General features: G+C 70.0%; 23 protein-coding genes. 8 read left to right on the plus strand and 15 right to left on the minus strand.

Features of this window, described 5'->3' with window-relative positions; genetic code table 11:
- The 3 genes from DW298_RS00780 to DW298_RS00790 all read right to left on the minus strand — a co-directional run.
- A partial coding sequence (locus tag DW298_RS00780; RefSeq protein WP_136040595.1) for a bifunctional proline dehydrogenase/L-glutamate gamma-semialdehyde dehydrogenase occupies positions 1-2,917 on the minus strand: 2,917 nt, incomplete at its 3' end.
- Positions 2,918-3,057: 140 nt separating this feature from the next.
- Entirely contained in the window at positions 3,058-4,455 is a 1,398-nt protein-coding gene (gene pntB, locus DW298_RS00785) for a Re/Si-specific NAD(P)(+) transhydrogenase subunit beta (RefSeq protein ID WP_136040596.1), read from the minus strand.
- Positions 4,452-6,005 (minus strand): Re/Si-specific NAD(P)(+) transhydrogenase subunit alpha, encoded by a 1,554-nt coding sequence (locus DW298_RS00790; RefSeq protein ID WP_136040597.1) that lies wholly within the window; start codon positions 6,003-6,005, stop codon positions 4,452-4,454. Before DW298_RS00790 ends, pntB begins: the two co-directional genes overlap by 4 nt.
- A gap of 186 nt (positions 6,006-6,191) precedes the next feature.
- Between DW298_RS00790 and DW298_RS00795 the strand changes: the two genes are divergently transcribed.
- Genes DW298_RS00795 through DW298_RS00805 form a run of 3 tightly spaced genes read left to right on the plus strand, consistent with a single transcriptional unit; the run spans position 6,192 to position 8,049 of the window.
- A complete protein-coding gene (locus DW298_RS00795; RefSeq protein WP_136040598.1) occupies positions 6,192-6,896 on the plus strand; it encodes a hypothetical protein in 705 nt (234 codons plus the stop codon).
- Positions 6,893-7,453, plus strand: coding sequence for a DUF4352 domain-containing protein (locus DW298_RS00800; protein ID WP_136040599.1), 561 nt, complete (start codon positions 6,893-6,895; stop codon positions 7,451-7,453). Before DW298_RS00795 ends, DW298_RS00800 begins: the two co-directional genes overlap by 4 nt.
- Positions 7,450-8,049, plus strand: a complete 600-nt coding sequence (locus DW298_RS00805) for a hypothetical protein (RefSeq protein WP_136040600.1) — start codon at positions 7,450-7,452, stop codon at positions 8,047-8,049. The genes DW298_RS00800 and DW298_RS00805 overlap by 4 nt, the downstream gene beginning before the upstream one ends.
- Here DW298_RS00805 and DW298_RS00810 read toward each other — a convergent pair.
- Together DW298_RS00810 and DW298_RS00815 are read right to left on the minus strand one after the other, a co-directional pair.
- A complete protein-coding gene (locus tag DW298_RS00810; RefSeq protein WP_136040601.1) occupies positions 8,004-9,404 on the minus strand; it encodes a hypothetical protein in 1,401 nt (466 codons plus the stop codon). The genes DW298_RS00805 and DW298_RS00810 overlap by 46 nt on opposite strands.
- A gap of 43 nt (positions 9,405-9,447) precedes the next feature.
- Positions 9,448-10,008 carry an acyl-CoA thioesterase gene (locus DW298_RS00815; RefSeq protein WP_136040602.1) on the minus strand — a complete coding sequence of 187 codons (561 nt, stop codon included), beginning with the start codon at positions 10,006-10,008 and terminating at the stop codon, positions 9,448-9,450.
- Between the two features lie 131 nt (positions 10,009-10,139).
- Between DW298_RS00815 and DW298_RS00820 the strand changes: the two genes are divergently transcribed.
- Entirely contained in the window at positions 10,140-10,649 is a 510-nt protein-coding gene (locus DW298_RS00820) for a GNAT family N-acetyltransferase (protein ID WP_168429446.1), read from the plus strand.
- A 67-nt stretch (positions 10,650-10,716) separates the two neighbouring features.
- Here the strand turns inward: DW298_RS00820 and DW298_RS00825 are convergent, their stop codons facing one another.
- Positions 10,717-11,868, minus strand: coding sequence for an acetyl-CoA C-acetyltransferase (locus DW298_RS00825; protein ID WP_136040604.1), 1,152 nt, complete (start codon positions 11,866-11,868; stop codon positions 10,717-10,719).
- 127 nt (positions 11,869-11,995) lie between these two features.
- On the opposite strand from DW298_RS00825, the gene DW298_RS00830 reads away from it, so the two are divergent.
- Positions 11,996-12,430 carry a hypothetical protein gene (locus tag DW298_RS00830; RefSeq protein WP_136040605.1) on the plus strand — a complete coding sequence of 145 codons (435 nt, stop codon included), beginning with the start codon at positions 11,996-11,998 and terminating at the stop codon, positions 12,428-12,430.
- Here the strand turns inward: DW298_RS00830 and DW298_RS00835 are convergent.
- The 4 genes from DW298_RS00835 to DW298_RS00850 are packed head-to-tail and all read right to left on the minus strand — an operon-like array spanning position 12,405 to position 16,422.
- Positions 12,405-12,896: an ASCH domain-containing protein gene (locus DW298_RS00835; protein WP_136040606.1), complete on the minus strand. Its 492-nt coding sequence runs from the start codon at positions 12,894-12,896 to the stop codon at positions 12,405-12,407. The genes DW298_RS00830 and DW298_RS00835 overlap by 26 nt on opposite strands.
- A gap of 4 nt (positions 12,897-12,900) precedes the next feature.
- Complete coding sequence (locus tag DW298_RS00840) at positions 12,901-14,670, minus strand: cytochrome b/b6 domain-containing protein (RefSeq protein ID WP_136040607.1); 1,770 nt, start codon at positions 14,668-14,670, stop codon at positions 12,901-12,903.
- A 2-nt stretch (positions 14,671-14,672) separates the two neighbouring features.
- The gene (locus DW298_RS00845; RefSeq protein ID WP_136040608.1) at positions 14,673-15,644 is read right to left on the minus strand and encodes an electron transfer flavoprotein subunit alpha/FixB family protein; all 972 of its coding nucleotides are present in this window, start codon (positions 15,642-15,644) and stop codon (positions 14,673-14,675) included.
- A gap of 1 nt (position 15,645) precedes the next feature.
- Complete coding sequence (locus tag DW298_RS00850; RefSeq protein ID WP_136040609.1) at positions 15,646-16,422, minus strand: electron transfer flavoprotein subunit beta/FixA family protein; 777 nt, start codon at positions 16,420-16,422, stop codon at positions 15,646-15,648.
- Positions 16,423-16,562: 140 nt separating this feature from the next.
- Between DW298_RS00850 and DW298_RS00855 the strand changes: the two genes are divergently transcribed.
- Positions 16,563-17,099, plus strand: coding sequence for a MarR family transcriptional regulator (locus DW298_RS00855; protein ID WP_136040610.1), 537 nt, complete (start codon positions 16,563-16,565; stop codon positions 17,097-17,099).
- A 54-nt stretch (positions 17,100-17,153) separates the two neighbouring features.
- Positions 17,154-17,597 carry a YdeI/OmpD-associated family protein gene (locus DW298_RS00860; RefSeq protein ID WP_136040611.1) on the plus strand — a complete coding sequence of 148 codons (444 nt, stop codon included), beginning with the start codon at positions 17,154-17,156 and terminating at the stop codon, positions 17,595-17,597.
- Positions 17,598-17,693: 96 nt separating this feature from the next.
- On the opposite strand, the gene DW298_RS00865 is transcribed toward DW298_RS00860, so the two are convergent.
- From DW298_RS00865 to DW298_RS00880, 4 genes are all read right to left on the minus strand, one after another.
- Entirely contained in the window at positions 17,694-18,470 is a 777-nt protein-coding gene (locus DW298_RS00865; RefSeq protein ID WP_136040612.1) for an enoyl-CoA hydratase-related protein, read from the minus strand.
- A gap of 134 nt (positions 18,471-18,604) precedes the next feature.
- Positions 18,605-19,492: a 3-hydroxyisobutyrate dehydrogenase gene (gene mmsB, locus DW298_RS00870; protein WP_136040613.1), complete on the minus strand. Its 888-nt coding sequence runs from the start codon at positions 19,490-19,492 to the stop codon at positions 18,605-18,607.
- Positions 19,489-20,670, minus strand: a complete 1,182-nt coding sequence (locus DW298_RS00875; RefSeq protein ID WP_136040614.1) for an acyl-CoA dehydrogenase family protein — start codon at positions 20,668-20,670, stop codon at positions 19,489-19,491. Before DW298_RS00875 ends, mmsB begins: the two co-directional genes overlap by 4 nt.
- 38 nt (positions 20,671-20,708) lie before the next feature.
- The gene (locus DW298_RS00880) at positions 20,709-22,211 is read right to left on the minus strand and encodes a CoA-acylating methylmalonate-semialdehyde dehydrogenase (RefSeq protein WP_136040615.1); all 1,503 of its coding nucleotides are present in this window, start codon (positions 22,209-22,211) and stop codon (positions 20,709-20,711) included.
- A gap of 418 nt (positions 22,212-22,629) precedes the next feature.
- Between DW298_RS00880 and DW298_RS00885 the strand changes: the two genes are divergently transcribed.
- The gene (locus DW298_RS00885) at positions 22,630-23,214 is read left to right on the plus strand and encodes an antibiotic biosynthesis monooxygenase (protein WP_136040623.1); all 585 of its coding nucleotides are present in this window, start codon (positions 22,630-22,632) and stop codon (positions 23,212-23,214) included.
- Between the two features lies 1 nt (position 23,215).
- Here the strand turns inward: DW298_RS00885 and DW298_RS00890 are convergent, their stop codons facing one another.
- On the minus strand, positions 23,216-24,697 hold the full coding sequence (locus DW298_RS00890; RefSeq protein WP_136040616.1) for an MFS transporter: 1,482 nt from the start codon (positions 24,695-24,697) through the stop codon (positions 23,216-23,218).
- Positions 24,698-24,713: the final 16 nt, after the last annotated feature.

Here is a 24,713-nt window from a genome sequence, read left to right on the forward strand (position 1 = left end):
ATTGGATCGGAGCCGCACGGTTGCGCACCCTCCCGCTCGCGATCGCCCCGGTGATGCCGCGGTTCACGTACAGATTGCCCGCCTGCACGCGGTCGAGCCAGAAGGCGAGGTCGTCCGGATCCTGCGTGTGCAGCCCGGCGGTGAGCCCGTAGGCGACGGCGTTCTGCAGCTCGACGGCCTTCTCGAGGGTCGGCGCGTGCATCACCCCGAGCACCGGCCCGAAGAATTCCTCGGCGTGGAAGCGCGACCCCGGCTGCACGCCGACACGGATGCCGGGCCGCCACAGCCGCCCGCTGCCGTCGTCTCCGGCGTCGAGGGCGGGTTCGATCAGCCACTGCTCGTCGCCCTCGAGCTCGCTCAGCGCCCAGGCGAGCTTGCCCTGCGGCGGCTCGATCACCGGGCCGACCTCGGCGAGCGGATCGGTGGGCGGGCCGATGTGCAGCGAGCGCACGGCATCCGCGAGCTGCCGCTTGAACCGCGGCGACCGACCGACCGGACCGACGAGGATCGCGAGAGAGGCGGCCGAGCACTTCTGACCGGCGTGCCCGAACGCGCTCTTCACGAGGTCGGCGACGGCCAGGTCGAGGTCGGCCGATGGGGTGATGATCATGGCGTTCTTGCCGCTGGTCTCGGCGAGCAGCTGCAGGTCGGGTCGCCAGGAGCGGAACAGTGCGGCGGTGTCCCACGCGCCGGTGAGGATCACGCGGTCGACCGCCTCGTGCGTGATGAGCTCACGGCCGAGCTCGCCCTCCTCGATGTCGACGAGCGCGAGCAGATCGCGGGGGATGCCCGCCTCCCACAGCGTCTCCGCGATCACCGCGGCGCAGCGGCGCGCCTGCGGGGCGGGCTTGAAGACGACGCCCGAGCCTGCGGCGAGCGCGGCGAGCACTCCGCCGGCCGGGATCGCGAGCGGGAAGTTCCACGGCGGCGCGACGACGGTGACGGATGCCGGCACGAACACCGCACCCGCGATCGCGTCGAGCTCGCGCGCGGTGGCCGCGTAGTACCGGGCGAAGTCGACGGCCTCGCTCACCTCGATGTCGGCCTCGGCGAAGATCTTGCCGGTCTCGGAGGCGGCGACCTCGATCAGGTCGCCCCGTCGGGCCTCCAGCGCGGCCGCCGCGCGCAACAGCACCTCGGCCCGTTCGGCGGCGGGGCGGGCGCCCCAGGCCGGAGCCGCACCGCGGACCCCCTGCACGATCCGCTCGAGGGATTCCGCATCCTCGATGCGCGCGGCCGCGATCGTGGCGTCACCGAGCTCGGACGAGGCGATGCGCTCCCGCACCCCGCGCGCCCAGTCGCGGTTCACCGGCAGCGCCGGGTCGCTGTCGACCGTGTTCGAGAAGCCCGGAGCACCACCGGCATCCTGCTCCAGCTCGCGGGCGGAGTACACCGCGGTCTCGAGGAAGGCCTCGCGACCGCCGCCGTCGTCGGAGCCGCGCGAGATGCCGAGCACGGCCTGGGTGAGGTCGGTCTCCGGCAGCGGGGCCACGGGCGAGGGACGCAGCGCTTCGTGCAGCGGCGCGCTCCGATCCTGCGTGCGACGCGGTCCGGTGCGCAGCGTGGGATCGTCCGAGCGGTCGAGTGCGTCGAGGAACCGATCCTGTTCCCGCACGAACAGGGCCTCGTCATCGCCGAGCCGGAACGCGGCGGAGAGGAAATTGTCCGGAGAGGCGTTCTCCTCGAGCCGCCGCACCAGATAGCTGATCGCGACGTCGAACTCGGCGGGCACCACCACGGGCACGTAGAGCAGCACGGGGCCGACCTCGCGCGAGACGGCCTGCACCTGCCCCTGCGCCATGCCCAGGAGCATCTCGAACTCGACGGCCTCGCGCACGCCGCGCTCCCCGGCGAGCAGCCAGGCGTAGGCGATGCCGAACAGGTTGTGTCCGGCGACGCCGAGCTTCACGGCGGCGGCATGCTCAGGGCGCAGCGCCCAGTCCAGGCAGCGCAGATAGTTCGCGTCGGTGTCGAGCTTGGTGTCGTAGGTCGCGGGCGTCCAGCCGTGCATCCGCGCCTCGACCTGCTCCATCGCGAGGTTCGCGCCCTTGACGAGGCGCACCTTGATGCGGGCGCCGCCGTGCGCGACGCGGTCCTGCGACCAGGCCGTCAACTCCTGCAGGGCGGGCAGGGCGTCGGGCAGGTACGCCTGCAGCACGATCCCGGCCTCGAGCCCGGCGAGCCGAGGGTCTTCGAGGATGCGCGTGAACACCGCGATCGTCAGGTCGAGGTCGCGATACTCCTCCATGTCGAGATTGATGAAGGTGTCGTCCGCCGCAGCCGTCAGATACAGCGGGAGCAGCCGCTCCACCACCTCGTCGACGATCTCGTCGAACGCCCACATCGACAGGTGGCTGACGATGGCCGACACCTTGACCGAGACGTAGTCGACATCCGGCCGCCGGATCAGGTCGTGGATGCCGTCGAGGCGCCGCTTCGCCTCGGCCTCGCCCAGCACGGCCTCGCCCAGCAGGTTGAGGTTCAGGCGCGAGCCCGTGGCCTTGATGCGTGCGATGGCGGCTTCGAGTTTGGCGGGTCGCGCGTCGACCACGAGGTGCCCGACCATGTCACGGAGCACCTTCCGCGCGATCGGCACGACCGGCGACGGCAGTATCGGGGCGACCCCTCCCCCGAGACGCACCACCGAGCGCAGGTACCAGGGCAGGAACTCCGGCACGATCGGCGCGATCCGATGCAGCTGCGAGGCGGCGGCCGCCAGGCTCTCCGGGCGCATGACGCCGTCGACGAAGCCGAGCGTGAACGGCAGCCCGTTCGCATCCTGCAGCACTCCGGCGAGACGGGCGGCAGCGGGGTCGGGTTCGATCGCGGCGGCCTCGATCGCCCACCGCCGAGCAAGCTCGACAGCGCGGTCTGCGAGGGGTGCGGATGCCACGGCATCCGCCGGGATGTCAGCCATGGCTTTCACCCTAGGTCTGGATGCGCCGGATTCCGCGCCGCGCCGCCCGTGCTCGTTCCGTTCCGGTCGCATTTCCTGTCGCTTTCTGGCGTGCGGAGCGACAGCAACTGCGACCGGAACAGGGTGAGCCCGGGGGACAACTACAGCGCGGCGATGATGTCCTCCACCCGCTGCTTCGCGTCGCCGAACAGCATCTGCGCGTTGTCGCGGAAGAACAGCGGATTCTGCACGCCCGCGTACCCGGCGGCCATCGAGCGCTTGAACACGATGACGTTCTCGGCCTCCCACACCTTGAGCACCGGCATCCCCGCGATCGGGCTCCCCGGGTCTTCCGCGGCGGCCGGGTTCACGGTGTCGTTCGCGCCGATCACCAGCACGACCGAGGTCGACGCGAGGTCGTCGTTGATCTCGTCCATGCTCAGGACGATGTCGTACGGCACTTTGGCCTCGGCCAACAGCACGTTCATATGCCCGGGGAGACGGCCCGCCACCGGATGGATGCCGAACCGCACGTCGACGCCGCGCTCGCGCAGCCGGTGGACCAGGTCGGCGACGGGGTACTGCGCCTGAGCGACCGCCATGCCGTAGCCGGGGGTGATCACGACGCTGCTCGCCGCGGCGAGCATCTCGGCCGCGCCCTCGGCGGTGATCTCGCGGTGCTCGCCGTACTCGGCGTCGTCGGCAGTCGGTGCCGCGATCCCGAAGCCGCCGGCGATCACCGAGAGGAAAGAGCGGTTCATGGCCTTGCACATGACGTAGGAGAGGTACGCACCCGAGGATCCGACCAGCGCGCCCGTGACGATGAGCAGGTCGTTGTTCAGGAGGAATCCGGCCGCAGCCGCCGCCCACCCCGAATAGCTGTTGAGCATCGAGACGACGACCGGCATGTCACCGCCGCCGATCGACGCGACCAGGTGCCAGCCCAGGGCGAACGCGAGCACGGTGACCGCGATCAGGAGCCACAGCTGCTGGTCGTTCACGAACCAGACGGTCAACGCCACGAAGGCGACGAGCGCCCCGATGTTGAGCCCGTTCTTGCCCGGGAGCATGAGCGGCTTCGACGACATCTTCGCCGAGAGCTTGAGGTAGGCGACGATCGAGCCGGTGAACGTGACCCCGCCGATGAAGACGCCGATGAAGACCTCGGCGTCGTGGATGCCGACGAGCTGAGGGGCGATCTCCGGATGCGCGAGGTAGCCGTTCCAGCCCACGAGCACGGCCGCGAGTCCGACGAAGCTGTGCAGGAGCGCGATGAGCTCCGGCATCCCCGTCATCTCCACCCGCCGCGCCCGCCACAGGCCGACGGCCGCGCCGATGAGCACCGCGGCGACGAGCAGCCCGAGTCCGAGGAACGCGCCGGTGCTCCACGCATCCGCCACGGTGAGGGCGACCGTCGCGACCAGCGCGATGGTCATGCCGGCGATGCCGTAGACCACGCCGGCACGGGCGGACTCGTGGCGGCTGAGGCCGGCGAGGCTGAGGATGAACAACAGGGCGGCGACGATGTAGGCCGCCCCGGCGAGCGCGTCGACGGTCACTTCCGGCCGCCCTTCGCTGATGTCCCGAGTGTGAACATCGCGAGCATCCGGCGGGTGACCGCGAACCCTCCGAAGATGTTGATGGAGGCCAGCAGCACCGCGATCGCGGCGAGCACCTGCACGACCGGCAGCGGCGAGGTGATCTGCAGCATCGCCCCGACGACGATCACCCCCGAGATCGCATTCGTCACCGACATGAGCGGGGTGTGCAGCGCGTGGTGCACCTTGCCGATCACGTAGAAGCCGATCACGACCGAGAGCACGAGCACCGTGAAGTGCTGCGGCAGTGGAGCCGGCGCGAACGCGTTCACGGCGAACAGTGCGGCGATGCCGACCACGATGAGGGCGACGCGGCGCGCGGTGGACATCTTCTTCGGCGGCGCGACCTCGACCGGTGCCTCCGCCGCCTTCGCCGCGGGGGCGGCCGCGACCTGCACGGCGGGCGGGGGCCAGGTGACCTCCCCGTCGCGCACGACGGTGACCGAGCGCTGCACGACGTCGTCGAAGTCGATCACCAGCTGTCCATCCTTCGCGGGGGTCAGCAGGGCGATGAGGTTGGCGAGGTTCGTGCCGTAGAGCTGCGAGGCCTGGGCCGCCAGACGCGACGCGAGGTCGGTGTAGCCGAGGATGATCACGCCGTTGTCGGTGACGATCCGCTCGCCCGCGACCGAGCCCTCGACGTTGCCGCCCTGACCCGCAGCCATGTCGACGATCACGCTGCCCGGCTTCATCTGCGCGACATCGGATGCCGTGATCAGTCGAGGCGCCGCGCGCCCGGGGATGAGCGCGGTCGTGATGATGATGTCGACGTCGGCGGCCTGCTCGGTGTAGATCTCGGCGGCCCGGCGGTCGTAGTCCGCGCTGGTCGCCTTGGCGTAGCCGTCGGTGGAGGCGGCGACCTCGACGTCGACGGGAAGATACGTGCCGCCGATCGAGGTGACCTGGTCGGCGACCTCGGGGCGCGGATCGGTGGCCCGGACGATCGCGCCCAGACTCGAGGCGGCGCCGATGGCTGCGAGCCCGGCGACGCCGGCACCCGCGACCAGCACCTTCGCCGGCGGCACCTTGCCCGCGGCGGTCACCTGCCCCGTGAAGAAGCGACCGAACTCGTGCGCGGCCTCGACGACGGCGCGGTACCCGGCGATGTTCGCCATCGAGCTGAGCACGTCCATCGACTGCGCGCGCGAGATGCGGGGCACGGCGTCGAGCGCGAGCGCCGTGATGCCGCGCTGGGCGAGCGACTCCACCAGGTCGGGGCGGAGCGCGGGCGAGAGCAGCGCAATGAGGGTCGCGCCGTCGGACAGGAGCGCGATCTCGTCGGGGCCGGGTGCCGTGATGGCGAGGACGACTTCGCTCCCCCAGGCCCCCGCACGGTCGACGAGTGTCGCCCCCGCCGCGGCGTACTCCGTGTCGGGGTAAGAGGCGGCCGCGCCCGCTCCCCGCTCGACCCTGACCGTGTGACCCAGCTTCCCGAGCGACGCGATCGTCGCCGGGGTGGCCGAAACCCGTGCTTCGCCCGCAGGCTCCCGCACGATGCCGATGACTGCCACTGCATCCTCCTCCGCCCGTCTGCGTCGACGGGATCACCGGGGCGTCTCTGCCCCTGACTTCCCGCTCAGAGTACTGAGGCGCGCGCCGGAAACCTCTCTCCTGCGCCTGCATGACGCAGAAAGATGTGTCGTTCTTGTGGAAAGCGGAGGAGCGATCCGGCGCGCGCACGGTCCTAAGCTGTTGCCGTGACCACGACGCCGCCGGAGAGCCCCGCCCAGGGGCAGGATCCGGCCGTCACCGCGGCGAACGCGAGCGCGCGGGCGAAGATCCTCGGTTGGGCTCGACGCAGCATCGACCTCATCCCGACCTCGTGGCTCATCACCGGCGCCGGAGCCGTGCTGCTGGCGACCACCGCGGTGTTCGGCGGGCTGGAGGCCGCGGCCGTCGATCCCACCCCGGTCGTCGAGGTCGGCGAGACCTTCACGGGCTCGGAACTGGAGATGACCGTCGTCGGTGTGGAGCTGCGCGACGAGCTGAGCGCTGAGAGCGGCCAAACCCTGGTCTTCCCGGACGAGGAGAAAGGCGAGCGGATCCTGGTCGTCACGGTCGACGTTGTCAACACGTTCGACAAGCCGCGACCGTCGACGGCGAACGGCCCGCAATCCCCGGTCCTCGACGGCATCCGCATCGAGGGGCTCGACGCAAAGGGCGACGTCCTCCGTGCCGACGACGGCAAGCGCGCACCCCGGTTGCAGCCCGACGTCCCCGCCCGCATGCTGCTCACCTGGATCGTCGGGCCCGACGACTTCCACGACGGCGACGAGATCACCCTCACCCTCCCCGACTCCGACCACTACGTCGGGCAGAGCGTGATGCGCGGCGACTACTGGCAGGACGTCCGCGTCGGAGCGACCCTGCCGGCGACCATCGACGAGGTGACGCTCCCGTGAAGAAGCACGTCCTCATCTGGCTCGCCACCGTCGCGCTGCTCGTCTGCTCGTGGGGCGTCTCGAAGGCGACGCTTCCGGACGACGCCCCGAACGCCCCGTTCCCCACGGTCGCGAAGATCGGCGAGGAGGCCTCCACGCGCAACCTCGTCGCGACCGTGACCGACGTGCGCCTCGCCGACCGGGTCACGGATGCGAAAGGCTGGTCGGCCGACGGCACCTGGCTCGTCGTCGACCTCGAGGCCGCCACCGGCGTCACTCAGGATCTGAGCTCGTCCAGACTCGCGGAGCTCACGATCGGCGACCGCACGTTCAGCGCGACCGATCGCGGCACGACGTTCGCCGCCGAGCGGCTGGTCACCGGCGTCCCCCGCTCCGGGAGCCTCGCGTTCGAGCTGCCCGACGACGTGACCGGCGATCGGGCGACGCTCCGTCTGGGCATGCCGGGGGCCGGGATCGGCGAGGTGGTGCGCGATGCCGTGATCGACCTGCCGATCGACCTCGCCGCGCTGCCCGTCGAAGCCGAGGTGCTCCTCGATGAGAACGGATGGGCCCGATGACGATCCCGCTCCCACCCGTCCCGCCCGCGCCTCGCGAAGACCCGGCGACGACGGATGCTCCGGCGAAGCCGCCGTCCTGGTGGCGTCGCAACGCGCTGGCGCTGGTCGCGCTCGTCCTCCTCCTGCCGGCGACCGCCATCGCGGTCGGGTGGCAGGAGTGGTACCAGTACTTCGGATTCGGCTCCCGCGCGGTCACGCCCGTGGTGGTCGCCGAAGACGAGACGACGGATCTCGCCGGAGCAGACTGGGGTCCGGTGCGCGGCGGCGAGATCGAGGATCTCTCGGGTCTCGACGTCCCCGACGGCACGCGCCTGATCGCGGTCGGAGTGCCCGTGAACGCGGGTGCCGAAGGGGTCGCGTGCGAGACGCCGACCCTCGTGGAGCAGTCGACGGGACGCGAGTGGAGTCCCGTCCGCGCGGAGATCGGGCTGGAATGGAGCGCGGATGAACCGGAGACCTGCGTCAGCGATCAGGCCGGAGCGTACGAGCTGATCGTGCCGTTCGTGGTGCCCGAGGATGTCGAGGGCCCGTTCTGGGTCGACGTGCACCCCTACGACGCCGGCGGCTCCTTCGTGAGGTTCGAGTTCGAGCCCTGACCCTCGACGCTGTCCCTGGCGGGGGCGGTGACCATCGCGGCGGCGACGGCATCCACCGACGAGGGCAGGAGGCCCGCGGCATCGGCGACGGCGCGCATCTCGCCCTCCTCCGCCGAGACGCCCGCCGTGTCCGTGCGGTCCTGCTGGCGCTTGCGCAGCCGCGCGAGGGTGGCGTCGTACGCACCGCTGATCACCGCGATGCGCACCGGCTCCATGAGCAGCAGCGGCACGAGCGAGACGAGCGGCGCGGCGATCAACCAGAACACGTAGTCCTGCGGGCCGACCAGGCGAGTGATGCCGAAGCCGAGATAGGACTCGAGCGCTTTCACGATCACGTAAAGCAGCGCGTAGGAGCCGACGAGCAGGGGTCCCGCGCGCCACATGAGCAGCAGCGCGCGTCCGATCGGGCGGAAGCGGGCACCGAGCTCTTCGCCGAGGTCCTTGAGCCGGCGCACGAGCGGGTTGGGGATGACGGCCGCATGGGCACGCACCCGGGCGATCAGCTCGCTCTCCACCCGCAGCTTCTCGGCCACGATCGCCTGGCCGAACACCACACCCGCGATGGTGAGCCACGCCAGCGGAGCGAGGAGCACCGGCCCCGCCTCGGAGAGCAGCCAGCCGATCCCTTCCCAGAGCCAGCGCAGCGGGGCGACGGCATCCAGGATCTGCTCTCTGACCGTCTCGAGGAAGGCCATGGCCGCACGGCTGTCGACCCACGCCTTGATCGTGTCGAAGATGTCGCCGAGCACCATCACCGAGAAGAAGACCCAGACGACCTCGAAGTAGACCGCGACCGGCGACAGCCACTTCGCGAGCGTCGCCGACCACTTCGACCACGCCCAGCGGCCGGCGAACGCGAGCACGATGATCGAGATGGTCCACACGTTGATCGGCAGGTTGAGCACGGTGTCGACCGAGCTCACCGGATCGTCGCCGTTGACGGCCGCCCACGCGATGATGCCCTGCCGCACCTCGAGAGCGCGCATCGAGTACGCCCGCACGTCTTCGCCGAGCAGCCCCTGCGCCCAGTAGACCGCGAAGAAGGGGAGGATGCCGGCGAGCAGCGCCGAGAGGAAGGTGCCGCGGCGGTCCGCGGCGGCCTCGGGCAGCGGCGCGACGTCCTGCAGGTTGCGCAACCCGTCGCGCAGGACCAGGAACATCGCGACCAGGCTGATCAACCGCGCGAGGATCCCGATCGGCAGGACGAGGAACCCGACGGTGGCGGAGTACGCGCCGATGAACCCGGCGATCTCGGTGATCACGTAGTGCACCAGCACGCCCGCGAGATACCACGCCATGAGCGCGGGCCAGTGTCGCCACAGCACGCGCCCGGTGGTCTTCAGGATCGCCAGCACACGGTCAATATATCGCTGCTCGTGCGCGGCGCTGAGGACGAGGTCAGCCCCAGACGCTCGGCGCCTTCACCCGCACGGGCGGGAGGGCGGATGCCGCGGCCCAGTCGTGCACCCACGCATCGATCTCCGGCACGCCCTCGGGCTTGCCGACCGCGGCGAACAGCTCTTCGTTGCTGACCGTGCCGCCGGTGCGGCGCAGCATCCGCGCCCGCACGATCGCCCGCGCGTAGACCTCGCCGTCGACCACGGCGCGGTGCTCGAGGAACAGCGCCTTCTCGTCGTGGCCGATGAACCGCGACTGCACCTCGAACCGCTGCCACAGCTGCAGCGACTTGCGGAACGTGATCGTCTCGCTGGAGACGACCGCGTACCAGCCGCGATCCTTCATCGCGTCGAACAGCCCGGTGCGGATGAGCTGGTCCCAGCGTCCGAGGTCGAACAGCGACAGGTAGCGGCCGTTGTTCATGTGGCGCAGGATGTCGAGGTCGGTCGGCAGCGTGGTGATGGTGATGCTGCCCACCGCGGTCGGGTCGAGGCTCTTTCCCCGCCGCACGCGGCGCCGGGCGCCGAGGATCACCAGGAGGGTCCGCCAGATCACGTTCACGAGGAACGATCGTAGCCAGGCGTGCACGATCTGCGAACATCGTTGTACGAACCCTCCAGGCCGGCACGTCGAGTGTCATCGAACATCCACCCGATTTCCGCTTCGCGGATGCCGCGCGTAGAGTCACGATCATGAGCGCCGAAGCCCAGCCTGAAGTCATCGTCCGTCCGGTCCGTGATGTGGATGCGGAAGCCCTCGGTCGCGTGCACGCGCAGTGCTGGCACGAGACCTACGACCACCTGATCAGCAAGGCCGCGCTCGAGAAGGTCTCGCCCCGCCGCATGGCCGAACTCTGGACGCACTGGGCCTCGCAGGGGCCCGAGTTCAAGATGAACGCCGCCCTCGTCGACGGCGAGATCGTCGGATTCGTCGGCTCCGGTCCCGCCCGCGACAAGGATGCTCCGGCGTTCCGCGAGCTGTACTTCATCTACCTGCTCGACGCGTACCACTCCACCGGCATCGGCCAGAAGCTGTTCGACGCCGCGGTCGAGACCGACGAGCCGCTGTACCTCTGGGTCGCCGAGGACAACCCCCGCGCGCACCGCTTCTACACGCGCAACGGTTTCCGCCTCGACGGCGCGACGCACACCGAGCCGTTCCTCGGCGAGACGTTGACCGAAGTCCGCTTCGTCCGACCCTGATCCACTCTTCGACTGAGACGGGCCGCTTCCCTTCGGGGAGGCGGCCCGCTCTCGTTTCGGGGAACGGTCAGAGACGCTCGATGATGGTGACGTTCGCGACGCCGCCGCCCTCGCACATGGTCTGCAGGCCGTAGCGCCCGCCCGTGCGTTCAAGCTCGTTGAGCAGGGTCGACAGGATGCGCGTGCCGGTCGCGCCGATCGGATGCCCCAGAGCGATGCCGCCGCCGTTGACGTTGACCTTCTCGTGCGGCACCCCGGTCTCCTGCATCCAGGCCAGCACCACCGAGGCGAAGGCCTCGTTCACCTCGAAGAGGTCGATGTCCTCCGGGCGCAGGCCCGTGCGCTCCAGCGCATGCCGCGTCGCGGGGATCGGCGCGGTGAGCATGAGCACCGGGTCGTCGCCGCGCACGGACAGGTGATGGATGCGGGCGCGCGGAGTGAGTCCGTGTTCCTTCACCGCGTGCTCGCTCGCGATGAGCACGGCACTGGACGCGTCGCTGATCTGCGAAGCGACCGCGGCGGTGATCCGACCGTTCGGGGCGAGGGCCGCAAGGCCCGCCATCCGTTCGAGCGATGTGTCACGACGCACGCCCTCGTCGTGGTCGAGGCCGTTCAGCGGTGCGATCTCGTTCGTGAAGCGGCCCTCGTCCTGCGCGCGTGCCGCGCGGCGATGGCTCTCCAGCGCGAACTGCTCCATCTCCTCGCGGGTGATGTCCCACCTCTCGGCGATCAGCTCGGCGCCGCGGAACTGCGAGATCTCCTGGTCTCCGTAGCGCGCGCGCCAGCCGGGTGATTCCGCGTACGGAGTCGTGAAGCCGTACGCCTCCCCCACGGTCGCCGCCGCGGTGAGCGGCACCTGCGACATGTTCTGCAGCCCGCCGGCGACGACCAGGTCGCTCGTGCCGCTCATCACCGCCTGCGCCGCGAAGTGCACAGCCTGCTGACTCGACCCGCACTGTCGATCGATCGTCACCCCTGGCACGTGCTCGGCGAATCCGGCCACGAGCAGAGCGGTGCGGGCCACGTTCCCCGCCTGTCCCCCGATCGCGTCGATCGCCCCGAGGATCACGTCGTCGACGGCGCCGGGATCGATGCCCGTGCGCGCGACGAGTGCGGTCAGACTGTGCGCGCCGAGGTCGGCCGGATGGATACCCGAGAGGGCGCCGCCGCGCCTGCCGACGGGCGAGCGGACCGCGTCGACGATGTATGCCTCTGCCATGTTCTTCCTTTCGTGGGGTGCGCCGCCGCCAACTCGATGCGTGCGCCGATCATCGCACGCACAAGTCTTCGACTAGCCTTAAGTCATGGGAACTATGGCCAAAGGTCATAGACGTTGGGGGAATCGCTTGGAACAGCAGGGGACATCGACCGAAGTCACGCGACGCACGCTGGTGCGCGCCGCGGCATGGTCCGTGCCGGTGATCGCAGCGGCGGTCGCCACACCGCTCGCCGCCGCATCGCGCCGGGCGGAGTTCACCGTGGACATGGCACCGGCGAGCGTCGTCGGCGCGACGTTCACCTGGCCGGGGGCGGTGATCGAGAACACCGGGACGACGCCGCTGACGCTGACCTGGTCGATCGAGGTGACACCGACGCTCGATTCGCTCAGCGGTCCGCTCACCGGCGCCATCACCATCCCGCCCCAGAGCTCCGCAACCGTGGCGGCCGGCGTGAGCGGCTACTACGTGGCGGCCGCGTGGGAGACGCAGCTGCTCCTGACACTGATCCATGACGGCGGCTCGCAGACTGACAAGATCAACTTCCAGGCCGAGGAGCAGTAGCGGGGGCGGCCGGGAGCAGCAGCCGGAAGCGCTCGCAGATCACCGGCATGTCCGGAGCGTAACCGCGCGGGTTCTCGGAGTGCCGACGCCAGTACCGCTCGTGCACCTCACGCCACTGCGCGAGGGTGCGATCACCCTCGCCCTCGGCGAATGCGTGCGCCTCGTCGACCTCGTCGAAGGGCACGATGTCGATGGCGGTGGTCTCGATCACCGCCCGCGGCGCGCCGGCTCCGTCGAGGATGATGCTCAGCTCTCCGACGACCGGCAGCGGGTCTCCGCTCTGCTCGTAGTCCCACAGCGACGAGGCAGTGCCCACCTTGGTCCCGGCGAGCACCAGCTCCAGAAGCTCGTCGGCGTGCTCCGGCGTGGCACCGAACGCCCAGGCCTCGGGCAGCCTCTCCGGCAGCTCCGGCATCGCGATCCTCGCGTCGCGCCAGTAGTCCTGGATCCGTGCGGTCTCATCCATCGCGTCAGCGCCCCGAGACCTTGCCGAACACCTTCGCGATCGGCGCGAGCACGAGCGGTCGGGCGGCCACCCAGGCAAGGGCGATCACCACGAGCGAGAGGATGAACACCCAGAACCCGGTCCAGGTGACCGCGTCCTGCGACGCGAACATGTGGTTCAGGTTGCGCAGGAACCCGGTCAGCATCACGAGCGCGACATGGGCGATGATGAACGCCACGAAGTAGAGCATGACCGGGAAGTGCAGCGCTCGCGCCCACTCCACCGGGTACGCCTTCGAGAGCTTCTCGGCCTTCTTCGGCCACAGTCCGGACATGCGGAACCCGGTGACCGCGGCGAGTGGCGCAGCGAGGAACACGGTCGCGAAGTAGGCGAGCTGCTGCAGGCTGTTGTAGTTGTTCCAGCCGTTCTCGTGCGGCCAGTCGAACGAGACGTACTGCAGCGCTGCGGACAGCGCGTTCGGGAACACCTCCCAGCTCGTCGGAACGATGCGCACCCAGTGCCCCGTGACGAACAGCAGCACGACGAAGACCACGCCGTTCACCAGCCACAGGATGTCGAGCGCCTGGTGGAACCAGAGGTTCAGGCTGATCTTGCCCTTCGCATTTCCCCGAGGCGTCCAGAACACCGTCGGCCGCTTCTCGGTGCGCACCTGCAGGCCCGAACGGATGATCAGCACGATCAGGAACATGTTGAAGAAGTGCGCCCAGTTGGCCCACGGCGCGAAGCCGGGCTCGACCGCGATCGCCGGCTCGTACTCACCGGGGAACGCCGCGAGGAAGTCCTGCATGAACGGGAAGCTCAGGAGCGCTCGCACGAAGGCGATGGCGGCGCCCGCCAGCACCCCGAGCGCCGCGGCGCCGAACAGCACGGCGATGGCCTGGGGCCAGGTCGGACGCGGGCGACCGGGTGCCGGGACGGATGCCGGAACCTCGGTGATGTGTCGCGGGGCGCGACCGTTCCACACCGTGCGCGTCCAGGGCAGCGGGGTGTCGAGGTCGGCGAGCACCGGGACGACCGCGGAGCCGGCGGCCACGCCGGAGCCGGCGGCAGGCGAGGCAGCGGCCGGAGCGACGGGCTCGGCGGCATGAGGTGCGGGCGCCTCGGCGACGGCGGGCTCAGCGGCCGCTGTCTCGGTCGCACCCTCGATCGCGACAGAGGCGGCGGAAGCGTCCGCGGTGGCGGACCGAGTCGGCACAGTGCCTTCCGGCGGCCACGGATCTCCGCCGACGACACGCGGCAGGCCGCGACGGACATGACAGGCAGCAGGGTCTGCGCCAGCGGCAGTCGCGGCAGCAGCAGGGTCTGCGCCAGCGGCAGCAGTGGCGGCAGCAGTGGCGGCAGCAGCGCCCTCGGCGGCCGTCGCCGCTGTGGCCGTCGCCGCGGCCGAGGCGGGGACGACAGGCGTCACCTGCGGGGCCGCAGTGGCCGTCGCCGGCACGGGAGCACCAGCAGCCGGGGGCCACGGCTCTCCACCGGGCACACGCGGCAACCCACGACGGATGTGCGACTCACCGCTCGCCACCGCGCCGACCGCGGCCGCAGGAGCCAAGGCGACAGGCGCCGCGACTCCCTTCGCCTCGGCGACAGCATCCGCGGTCACCGTCGCGGCGACCGGATCGGCGACGGCGGGCGCGACCGGAGCCACCGACGGTTCCACAGCATCCGACACCGCGTCCTCAGACACCACAGCATCCGACACCGCAGCATTGGCCGGCGGCCACGGCTCCCCGCCCGGCACACGCGGCAGACCGCGTCGCAGCATCCGCGTCGCCATGGCTACTTCTTCCGCGCCTCGAGCGCGGCGATCACCTTCGGGACCACCGCGAACACGTCTCCGATGATGCCGAAGTCGGCGACGTCGAAGATCGGTGCTTCCGGGTCCTTGTTGATCGCGACGATGTTCTTGGAGGTCTGCATGCCCGCGCGGTGCTGGATCGCTCCCGAGATGCCGAGGGCGACATACAGCTGCGGCGACACCGAGACGCCGGTCTGACCGACTTGGTGCGACTGCGGGATGTATCCGGCGTCGACGGCGGCCCGTGACGCTCCGACGGCGGCGCCGAGCGCGTCGGCGAGCTCTTCGACGAGCACGAACTTCTCCTTCGACGCGAGACCGCGTCCACCGGAGACGACTCGCGTGGCCCCGCGGAGCTCGGGGCGGGAAGAGGCGACCTCGACCGCCTCCACCGGACCGGCGGTCGCCGCGACCGCACCCGATGCCGTGACGGCGAGCGCTTCGACCTGGGGCGAGGCCACCGCCTCGGCACGGGCATCCACGGCCCCCTGACGCACCGTGATCACGGGCGTGCCGAACGTGGGCGCGGAGTCGACGAGGTACGCCCCGCCGTAGACCGAGTGGTGGGCGACGATGCCCTCATCGTCACGGGAGACGCCGACGGCATCCACCGACAGCGCGCTCTTCGTGCGCACGGCGAAGCGGCCGGCCACGTCGCGCCCGGTGATCGAGTTCGAGATGAGCACGGCGTCGGGGCGCACCTGTGCGGCCGCGGCCTCGAGGGCGTCGACGATCGGAACCGTGAGCGACGACGGGTCGTCGTCGGCTGTCAGCACGACGCTCGCGCCGGCCGCTGCGGCCTGGTCGACCGCAGCCTGGCTTCCGCCGACGATCAGCGCGATCGGTGCGCCGACCTGCGAGGCCGCGCCGAGGAGTCCGGCCGTGCTGCTCGCGGCGTTGCCGGACGGGTCGACGTCGACGAGGACGAGGATCGGGTTCTCGGGGTACGTCATCTCACACCAGCCTGTTCTGCACGAGGTACTCGACGAGCTTGTCGGCTGCGTCGCCTTCATCGGTGATCTTCACGCCGGCGGCCCGCGGGGGCTTCTCGGACACGGCGGTCATGATCGTCCGAGGTGCCGCCGACGGATCGGCCGAGACGTCGAGGTCGGCGAGCGAGAGCACCTCGAGCGGCTTCTTCTTCGCCGCCATGATGCCCTTGAAGTTGGGGAAGCGCGCATCGGGGAGCGCCTCCGTGATCGAGATCACCGCGGGCAGCGGGGCCGAGACCGGCTGTCCACCGGCGTCGGCGGCGCGGGTACCGGAGACCTCGGAGGCCGTGATCTCGACGGAGCTGAGCGCGGTGGCCTGGGCGAACCCGAGGTGCTCCGCGAGCATCGCCGGGATGACACCACCGGAGCCGTCGGTCGAGAGGTTGCCGGTGATCACGAGGTCGGGCGCGCCGCGGCGGATTGCAGCGGCGAGCACTTCGGCGGTGAGACCGAGGTCGGCGCCGGCCAGCTGCTCGTCGGCGATGTGCACGGCCGATGCGGCACCGATCGCGAGCGCCCGGCGCACCGAGGCGGTCGAGCCCTCCGGCGCCATAGAGATGGCCACCACCTCGGTCCCGTCGTTCTTGTCGGCGTAGCTGAGCGCGACTTCGAGTGCCCGCTCCGTGATCTCATCGAGGACGACATCGCCGGCGGCACGATCGGCGAGTCCGGTCTCGAGATTCAGCTTGCGATCGCCATAGGTGTCCGGCACCTCTTTGACCAGGACGAAGATCTTCATCGAATGCTCCTCACGACTGCTGCAATTCTAGACGGCGATACTGAGTTCCAGCTCACCTGCGACCGAGACTCAACGAAGCCCGCGACGGGTGCGTCGCGCGCCGTCGCCGCGCCTCGCCCTCGCGCCAGTACCGTAGAGAAATGGCTCGACCTCGTCCGCTCCCCATCGATCCGCTTGCCGAAGCCAAGCGGCAGTGGCTCGCGCACGGATGGACGGATGCCGCCGACGGCATGGCCCTGGTCACCTCGGTCATGCGGGCCCAGCAGCTGCTGCTCGCCCGGGTCGATGCCGCTCTCAAGCCGTTCGCCCTCAGCTTCGCCCGGTTCGAGGTGCTGCGCCTGCTGGCTTTCAGCCGCTCGGGGCGACTCCCCCTGTCGAGCGTCGTCGCCCGCCTCCAGGTGCATCCGACCACGGTGACCAGCACGGCGGAACGCCTGGTCCGCGATGGGCTCATCGCGCGGGAGCCGCACCCGCACGACGGACGCGCGGCGCTCCTCGCACTCACGGATGCCGGTCGAGAGCTGGTCGAGCGCGCCACCCAGGCGCTGAATTCCGAGGTCTTCGCCGACCCCGGCATGAGCCACGACGATGCCGCCGAGCTCGTCGCGATCGTCGCCCGCCTCCGCAAGGACGCCGGCGACTTCGCGGATCCGCGCCCGCAGCCCGACGCCCTCTGACATGGCGCGGTTCGTGCTCGCGGAATTCGGGAGCGCCGGGCGTACTCTTTCGGCATGAGCGAACTGCGCCTGCACACCGTCCTCACCGGCCGTGGCCCCGCCGCGGCGATCCTGCTCAGCGATGAGGAGGTCGCGTCCTTCGGGGCGGGAAAGGCGTTCCCCGTCGCCGTGACGATCGGCGGCCGCACGGCCCGACTGCGTGTGGCCCGCATGGGCAGCGAGAACATGATCGGCTTCAGCAAGGCCGCGCGCACGGACCTCGGGCTCGAGATCGGCCAGGAGATCGATGCCGTGATCCGCGTGGATTCCGCCGAGCGCACGGTCGACGTTCCCGCCGAGCTCGCCGCCGCGCTGGATGCCGACCCCGCGGTGCGCGCCGCCTTCGACGCCCTGTCGTACTCCGTCCGCAAGGAGCACGCCCGCTCCGTCGCCGAGGCGAAGCAGGATGCGACCCGTGAGCGCCGCATCGCGAAGATCGTCAACGCCCTCCGCGGCTGAGGCCGTGCACAACTCCGCAGAAATCCTCCCGACGTGAGCGCCGAGGCAGCGCGGAGGCCGGCCCGACGACTTTTCTGAGGAGTTGTGCACGGGCGGTCAGCGGTTCTGGAAGTCGGGCGACCGCTTCTCCCGGAAGGCCGACATGCCCTCCTTCTGATCTGCGGTGTCGAACAGCGCGGCGAACGCCTGCTTCTCGTGCGCGAGCCCGTCGGCCAGAGTCGTCTCCATCGCGGCGTCGAGTGCGGCCTTCGCGGCGTACACCGACGGCAGGGACTTCGAGGCGATGGTCTCGGCGAGTTTCTCGGCTTCGGCCGGAAGATCGGATGCCGGCACGACCCGGGAGACGAGCCCTGCGCGCTCCGCCTCCTCCGCACCCATGAACCGCCCCGAGAGCACCAGCTCGGCCGCCTTGTAGTAGCCGACCGCGCGGATCAGGCGCTGCGTGCCGCCCATGCCGGGGATGACGCCGAGGTTGATCTCCGGCTGGCCGAACTTGGCGTTGTCGGCGGCCAGGATGATGTCGCACATCATCGCGAGCTCGCACCCACCACCGAGCGCGAACCCGGAGACGGCCGCGATGACCGGAGTGCGCACCGCGGCAAACTCGTGCCAGACACCGAAGTGGTCCGTCTCGAGCATCTCCGCAGCGGACATGCCCTCCATCTCCTTGATGTCGGCACCCGCGGCGAACGCCTTCTCGGATCCGGTGACGACGATCGCGCCGACGCCCTCGTCCTCATCGAAGGCGACCGCCGCGGCAGTGACTTCCTCGGCAAGCCGGCTGTTCAACGCGTTCAGCGCTTCGGGACGGTTCAGGGTGATCCACCCGACCCGTCCGCGCTGCTCGACCAGGATCGTCTCGTACTCGGTCATATCGCCTGCCTTCGTGTCGTGTTGCTGTCCAGTATCGCCCTTCGCCTCTCAAGCGCCCCTGCCGCCACTGAGGGGTCACATCACGCCGCATACTGCACGGGGGGCGCGGCGTGTTGTGACCCCTCACGGCCGCGTCAGACGACGCCGTCGCGGATGTCGGTGATGATGCCGGAGAAGTCCCGCGTCGCACCGTCGCCCGCGGCGAAAGCGGCATACAGCTCCTGGGCGAGTCGGCCCATACGCGCATCCGTCGAGGTCTGCTCGATCGCCTGCAGCGCGAGGCCGAGGTCCTTCGCCATCAGCGCCCCCGCGAAACCGGGCTGGTAGTCGCGGTTGGCCGGGCTCGTGGGCACCGGACCGGGAACAGGGCAGTTGGTCGTGATCGACCAGCACTGACCGGATGCCTGCGAGACGACGTCGAACAGCGCCTGGTGCTCGAGCCCGAGCCGCTCCCCCAGCACGAAGGCCTCGGCGACGGCGATCTGCGAGACCGCGAGCACCATGTTGTTGCAGACCTTCGCCGCCTGGCCGAGTCCGGGTCCGCCGCAGTGCACGATGCGCTTGCCCATGACCTCGAGCAGTGGGAGCGCTGCCGCAAAGTCGTCATCCGATCCGCCGACCATGAACGCGAGCGTCCCGTTCTCAGCCCCGACGACTCCGCCCGACACCGGGGCGTCCACGTTGCGGTGCCCCGCGGCGAGCGCGAGCGCGTGAGCCGCGCGAGCCTCGTCGACGGCGATGGTCGACGACTCGATGAAGAGGGTGTTCGGCCGGGCCGCCGCGAGCAGCTCCGTGCGATACGCCTCGATCACGTGCTTCCCCGCGGGGAACATCGTGATGACGACATCCACATGGGCCACGGCATCCGCCCCACTCGCCGCCACCGGGATGCCGGCTGCCTGGGCCGCCTCGATGGCCGCGGGGACGAGGTCGAAGCCGTGCACCTCGTGGCCGGCGGCGACGAGGTTCTTCGCCATCGGCAGCCCCATGTGCCCGAGGCCGAGGAACGCCACACGCGTCATGACGCACTCCGCATCGACGTCGGGCCCGCGGGTCGCAGCATCTCGCGTCCGACGATCAGTCGCATGATCTCGTTCGTCCCTTCCAGGATCTGGTGCACCCGAAGGTCGCGGACCACCCGCTCGATCCCGTAGTCCTGCAGGTACCCGTAGCCGCCGTGCAGCTGCAGCGCCCGGTTGGCGACCTCGAAGCCGGCATCGGTGGCGAACCGCTTGGCCATCGCGCAGCGCATGGTCGCGTCGGGTGCGTGCTCGTCGACCGCCTGCGCTCCGTCGCGCACCATGAGCCGGGCCGCGTGCAGTTCGGTGCGCATGTCGGCGATCGCGAACAGGATCGACTGCTTCTCGGCGAGCGGCTCCCCGAACGCGACCCGCTCATGCACGTACCGCACCGCCCTGTCGAGCGCCCACTCCGCTCCTCCGAGCGAGCAGGCGGCGATGTTGAGGCGACCGCCGTTGAGCGCCGACATCGCGATCGCGAAGCCGCGCCCCTCGTCGCCGAGCATGGCGGATGCCGGAACGCGGAGGCCGTCGAAGATCACCTGACGGGTCGGCTGCGCGTGCCATCCCATCTTCTTCTCGAGCGGGCCGAAGCTCAGCCCCTCGGCGTCGCCGGGAACCAGGAACGCGCTGATGCCGCGGGCGCCGGGCTCCCCCGTGCGCGCCATGACGACGTACACGGCGGCTTCGCCGGCACCGGAGATGAACTGCTTCATCCCGGTGAGCACGTAGTCGTCGCCCTCGCGGACGGCACTGGTCGCGACGTTCGCGGCATCCGACCCGACTCCCGGCTCGGTGAGGCAGTAGCCGCCGAACTCCTGCATCGCGGTGAGCTTCGGCAGCCATGCGGCGCGCTGCGTCTCGTCGCCGTAGGTGTCGATCATCCACACGACCATGTTGTGGATCGAGATGTACGCGGCGACCGCCGGATCGCCCTTGGCGAGCTCTTCGAAGATCGCGACGGTGTCGCTGCGGCTCAGGCCGGTTCCGCCGAAGTCCTCGCGCACGTAGATGCCGCCGAGTCCGAGCTCACCGCCGCGGTTCAGCGATTCACGCGGGAAGAGGTGCTTCTCGTCGCGCTCGGCAGCGAAGGGGGCCAGCTCGGCCTCGGCGAACTCGCGGACGGCGGCGAGGATGGCCTCGCGCTCCTCGGCGGTGGTGGTGACGGTGGTCATGGTCATCATGTGTCCTTGTGGGATCTCGTGACGGGACGTGGGGGTCAGTGCATGGTGGGGATGACGAAGCTGGCTCCGTCGCGGATGCCCGCCGCGGGCCAACGGCTCGTCACCGTCTTGGTCTTCGTGTAGAAGCGGAACGCGTCGGTGCCGTGCTGGTTGAGGTCGCCGAAGCCGCTGCGCTTCCAACCGCCGAACGTGTAATACGCGATCGGCACCGGGATCGGGACGTTCACGCCGACCATCCCCACCTCGACGCGTGCGGCGAAGTCGCGGGCGGCATCGCCGTCGCGGGTGAAGATCGCGACACCGTTGCCGTACTCGTGCTCGGACGCCATCCGCAGCGCCTCCTCATAGTCGGCGGCGCGGGCGATCACCAGCACCGGACCGAAGATCTCCTCGCGGTAGATCGCCATGTCGGTGGTGACGTGGTCGAACAGGGTCGGTCCGAGGTAGAAGCCCTCTTCGTGACCTTCCACGGTGAAGCCCCGGCCATCGGCGAGCAGCGTCGCCCCCTCGTCGATGCCCTGCTGGATGTAGCCCTCGACCCGTTCGACGGCCGCGCTCGTGACCAGGGGTCCGTAGTCGACGTCGGCCGAGAGCGAGGGGCCGACCCGCAACTGCGCGACGCGTTCGGCGAGCTTGGCGGCGAGAGCATCCGCCGTCTCCTGCCCCACCGGGACCGCGACCGAGATGGCCATGCAGCGCTCGCCTGCCGAGCCGTAGCCCGAGCCGATCAGCGCGTCGACGGCCTGGTCGAGGTCGGCATCCGGCATCACGATCATGTGGTTCTTGGCGCCGCCGAAGCACTGGGCGCGCTTGCCGTGGGCCGTCGCGGTCGCGTAGATGTACTCAGCGATGGGCGTGGAGCCGACGAATCCGACGGCACGGATGCGGTCGTCGGTGAGCAGCGCGTCGACGGCCTCCTTGTCGCCGTGCACGACGTTGAGGACCCCGGCGGGGAGGCCCGCTTCGAGGAACAGTTCCGCCAGCCGGACCGGCACCGAGGGGTCGCGCTCGCTGGGCTTGAGGACGACGGCGTTTCCGGCGGCGAGCGCAGGGCCGGCCTTCCAGAGCGGGATCATCGCGGGGAAGTTGAACGGCGTGATCGCGGCGACGACCCCGAGCGGCTGCCGCATCGAGTACACGTCGATGCCGGTTCCCGCACCCGTCGAGTACTCGCCCTTCAGCAGGTGGGGCGCTCCGGCCGAGAACTCGATGACCTCGAGTCCGCGCTGGATGTCGCCCTTCGCATCGTCGACCGTCTTGCCGTGCTCGCTCGCGAGGAGCTCGGCGAGTGACGTCATCTCGCGCTGCACCAGGTCGAGGAACCGCAGCAGCACACGAGCGCGCTTCTGGGGGTTGGTCGCGGCCCACGCGACCTGGGCCTCTTCGGCGTTCGCGATCACGCGGCGCACCTCGTCGGTCGAGGCGAGCGGCACACGCGCCTGCACGGCGCCGGTGCTCGGATCGAACACGTCGGCGAAGCGACCGGAGTCGGGGGTGAGAAGCGATCCGCCCACGAAGTGCGGGATAGTACGAGTCATTGTGTGACATCCCTCCGTGCCGTCGTTGGCACAATGAGGAGTTTACTCGGAGTACCGGATATTTACTAGGACATCCTTGTATTTGGGCTTCGCGACCCGAGTGCCATGAATCGCGGTTGTTCGCGCCCCGTTCACCACCGCGTCATCTCGCCCGGGTACAACTGCAAGTGCGCGGACAGAGACTCAGACCGGATCGGGTGTCACGTCTACCGCGCGCACGGTGAGCGCTCTCGCTCCCGTCGCGGCGCCCACGCCGCGAGACCCCCGCCGAATCGGGTCGGCGGGGGTCCTCTCCGTCCGGGCCGGAAGCGGCCTGCGAAGCCCCGCATCCGAATTAGAATCGACGATGCGCCGCCACCCCTGGCGCATCCGCTTCGGCGTCCCGACCCCGGCCGCCCGTTCCCCCGAGGACCGCACCATGTCCGAACCCCTCACCGTGTCCATCCGCCGCGAAGTCGACCCCGAGCGCATCGTCGAGGCGACCGCCTGGGTGCAGACGGGGGTGAATCTCGCGACGAAGTATCCGGGCTTCCTCGGCTCGGGCTGGGTGCGCGCCGGCGAGGATTCGCAGGTCTGGCACATGCTGTACCGGTTCGCGAGCGAGGACTCGCTCACCGCGTGGGAGCAGTCGGCCGAGCGCGCCTGGTGGCTCTCGATGGGCGAGGGCTTCGTGCGCAGCGAGCGCTCCAAGCGGCGCACCGGCATCGAGGGCTGGTTCGACGAGCCGACCACCGGCACGATCACACTCCCGGCAGCCGACGGCACGACCGAGACGGTCACCGTCGCCCCCGCTCCCCCGCGCTGGAAGCAGGCGACCTCGATCTGGCTGGGTTTCTTCCCGGTGAACCTCGCGTTCACCTACGCGATGAGCCCGGTCCCCGGATGGAACGAGCTGCCGATCTGGCTCCGCGTGCTCGTCACGACCCTCGTGCTCACGCCGATCATGGCGTACTGGGTGCTGCCGTTCGTCACCCGTTCGCTGCGGAGCTGGCTCGCCCGCTGACTCAGGTCCCCTTCCCCGGCGAGACCCTCTCATCCGGCGAGTCCACGAGCGACAGCGGATCCGCGATGTCCTCGAGCGACTTGCCCGCCGCGCTCACCCCGAAGATGCCGCAGACGACGCCACCGAACATCATGATCGCCGCGCCGAGCACGTACCCCCAGAACAGCGGACCGCGGTCGCCCGACTCGGCACTCGCGCCGATCAGCGACCCGTAGAGCACCGGAGCGATGGCGCCGACGAGCTGCCCGATCGAGAAGACGTACGAGATCACCTGGCTGCGCAGCTCCAGCGGGAAGATCTCGCTCACCGTCAGGTACGCCGCCGACGCACCGGCCGAGGCGAAGAAGAACGACGCGCACCAGAACGCCGTGTGGGTGGCCGCATTCAGCACGCCGGCGTTGAACAGGAACGCGCTGACGAGGAGGATCAGGCCCGCGAGCACATAGGTCGAGAACAGCATCCGCCGCCGGCCCCAGGTGTCGAAGAAGTGCCCGAGGATGAGCGCGCCGGCGAGGTTCCCGACCGCGAACACGATGAAGTACTGCGACGCCGAGGCCGGCGGAGTGTCGTAGAAGTTCTCCAGCACGAGGGCGTAGGTGAAGAAGATCGCGTTGTAGAGGAACGACTGGGTGACCATCATCGTGATGCCGACCAGCGTGCGCCGAGGGTACTTCTTGAACAGCACCTTCGCGATGACGAGGAACGGGACGCTGCCGTACTCCTTGACGGTGATCGCCTTGCTCTCGTCGACCGGTTCGATCGTCTTGCCCTCCTTGCGGATGCGCTCCTCGATCTGGTCGACGTTGCGCTCGGCCTCGTCCTCGCGCCCGTGCGTCATCTGCCAGCGCGGGCTCTCCGGGATGTGACGGCGCAGCCAGATGATGAGGATGCCGAGCACCGGTCCGACGAAGAAGCTGAGGCGCCAGCCGAGGTCGGCGGGGAGGATGTCGGTGTTGAGGAAGAACATGTTCGCCACGGCGCCGAGGGCCGCACCACCCCAGTAGGTGCCGTTGATCGCGATGTCGACGCGACCGCGGTACTTCGCCGGGATGATCTCGTCGATGGCCGAGTTGATGGCCGCGTACTCACCGCCGATGCCCGCGCCCGCCACGAACCGCCAGATGTAGAAGAACCAGGGGGCGAAGGAGAGACCGGCGATCGCGGATCCGACCAGATACACCGCGAGCGAGACGAGGAAGAGGTTCTTGCGTCCGAGGCGATCGGCGAGGCGTCCGAACACGAGCGCACCGAACACCTGACCGAGCAGGTAGCACGTGCCGGCGAGGCCGACCTCGGCCGGGCCCATGCCGAGGGTCGCGGCATAGCCGTTCGCGGCGACGATCTGCACCTCGAGCCCGTCGAGGATCCAGGAGAACCCGAGTCCGACGACGATCATCCAGTGGAATCGCGACCACGGCAGCCGGTCCATGCGTGCCGGGACGAGTGACCGGACCTCCTTGACGGTGGCGTCGGATGCGGACATGGACCCTCCTTCGTAC

Origin of the sequence: Microbacterium sp. A20 (assembly GCF_004794515.1) — a bacterium.
In the GTDB taxonomy this organism is placed as follows: domain Bacteria; phylum Actinomycetota; class Actinomycetes; order Actinomycetales; family Microbacteriaceae; genus Microbacterium.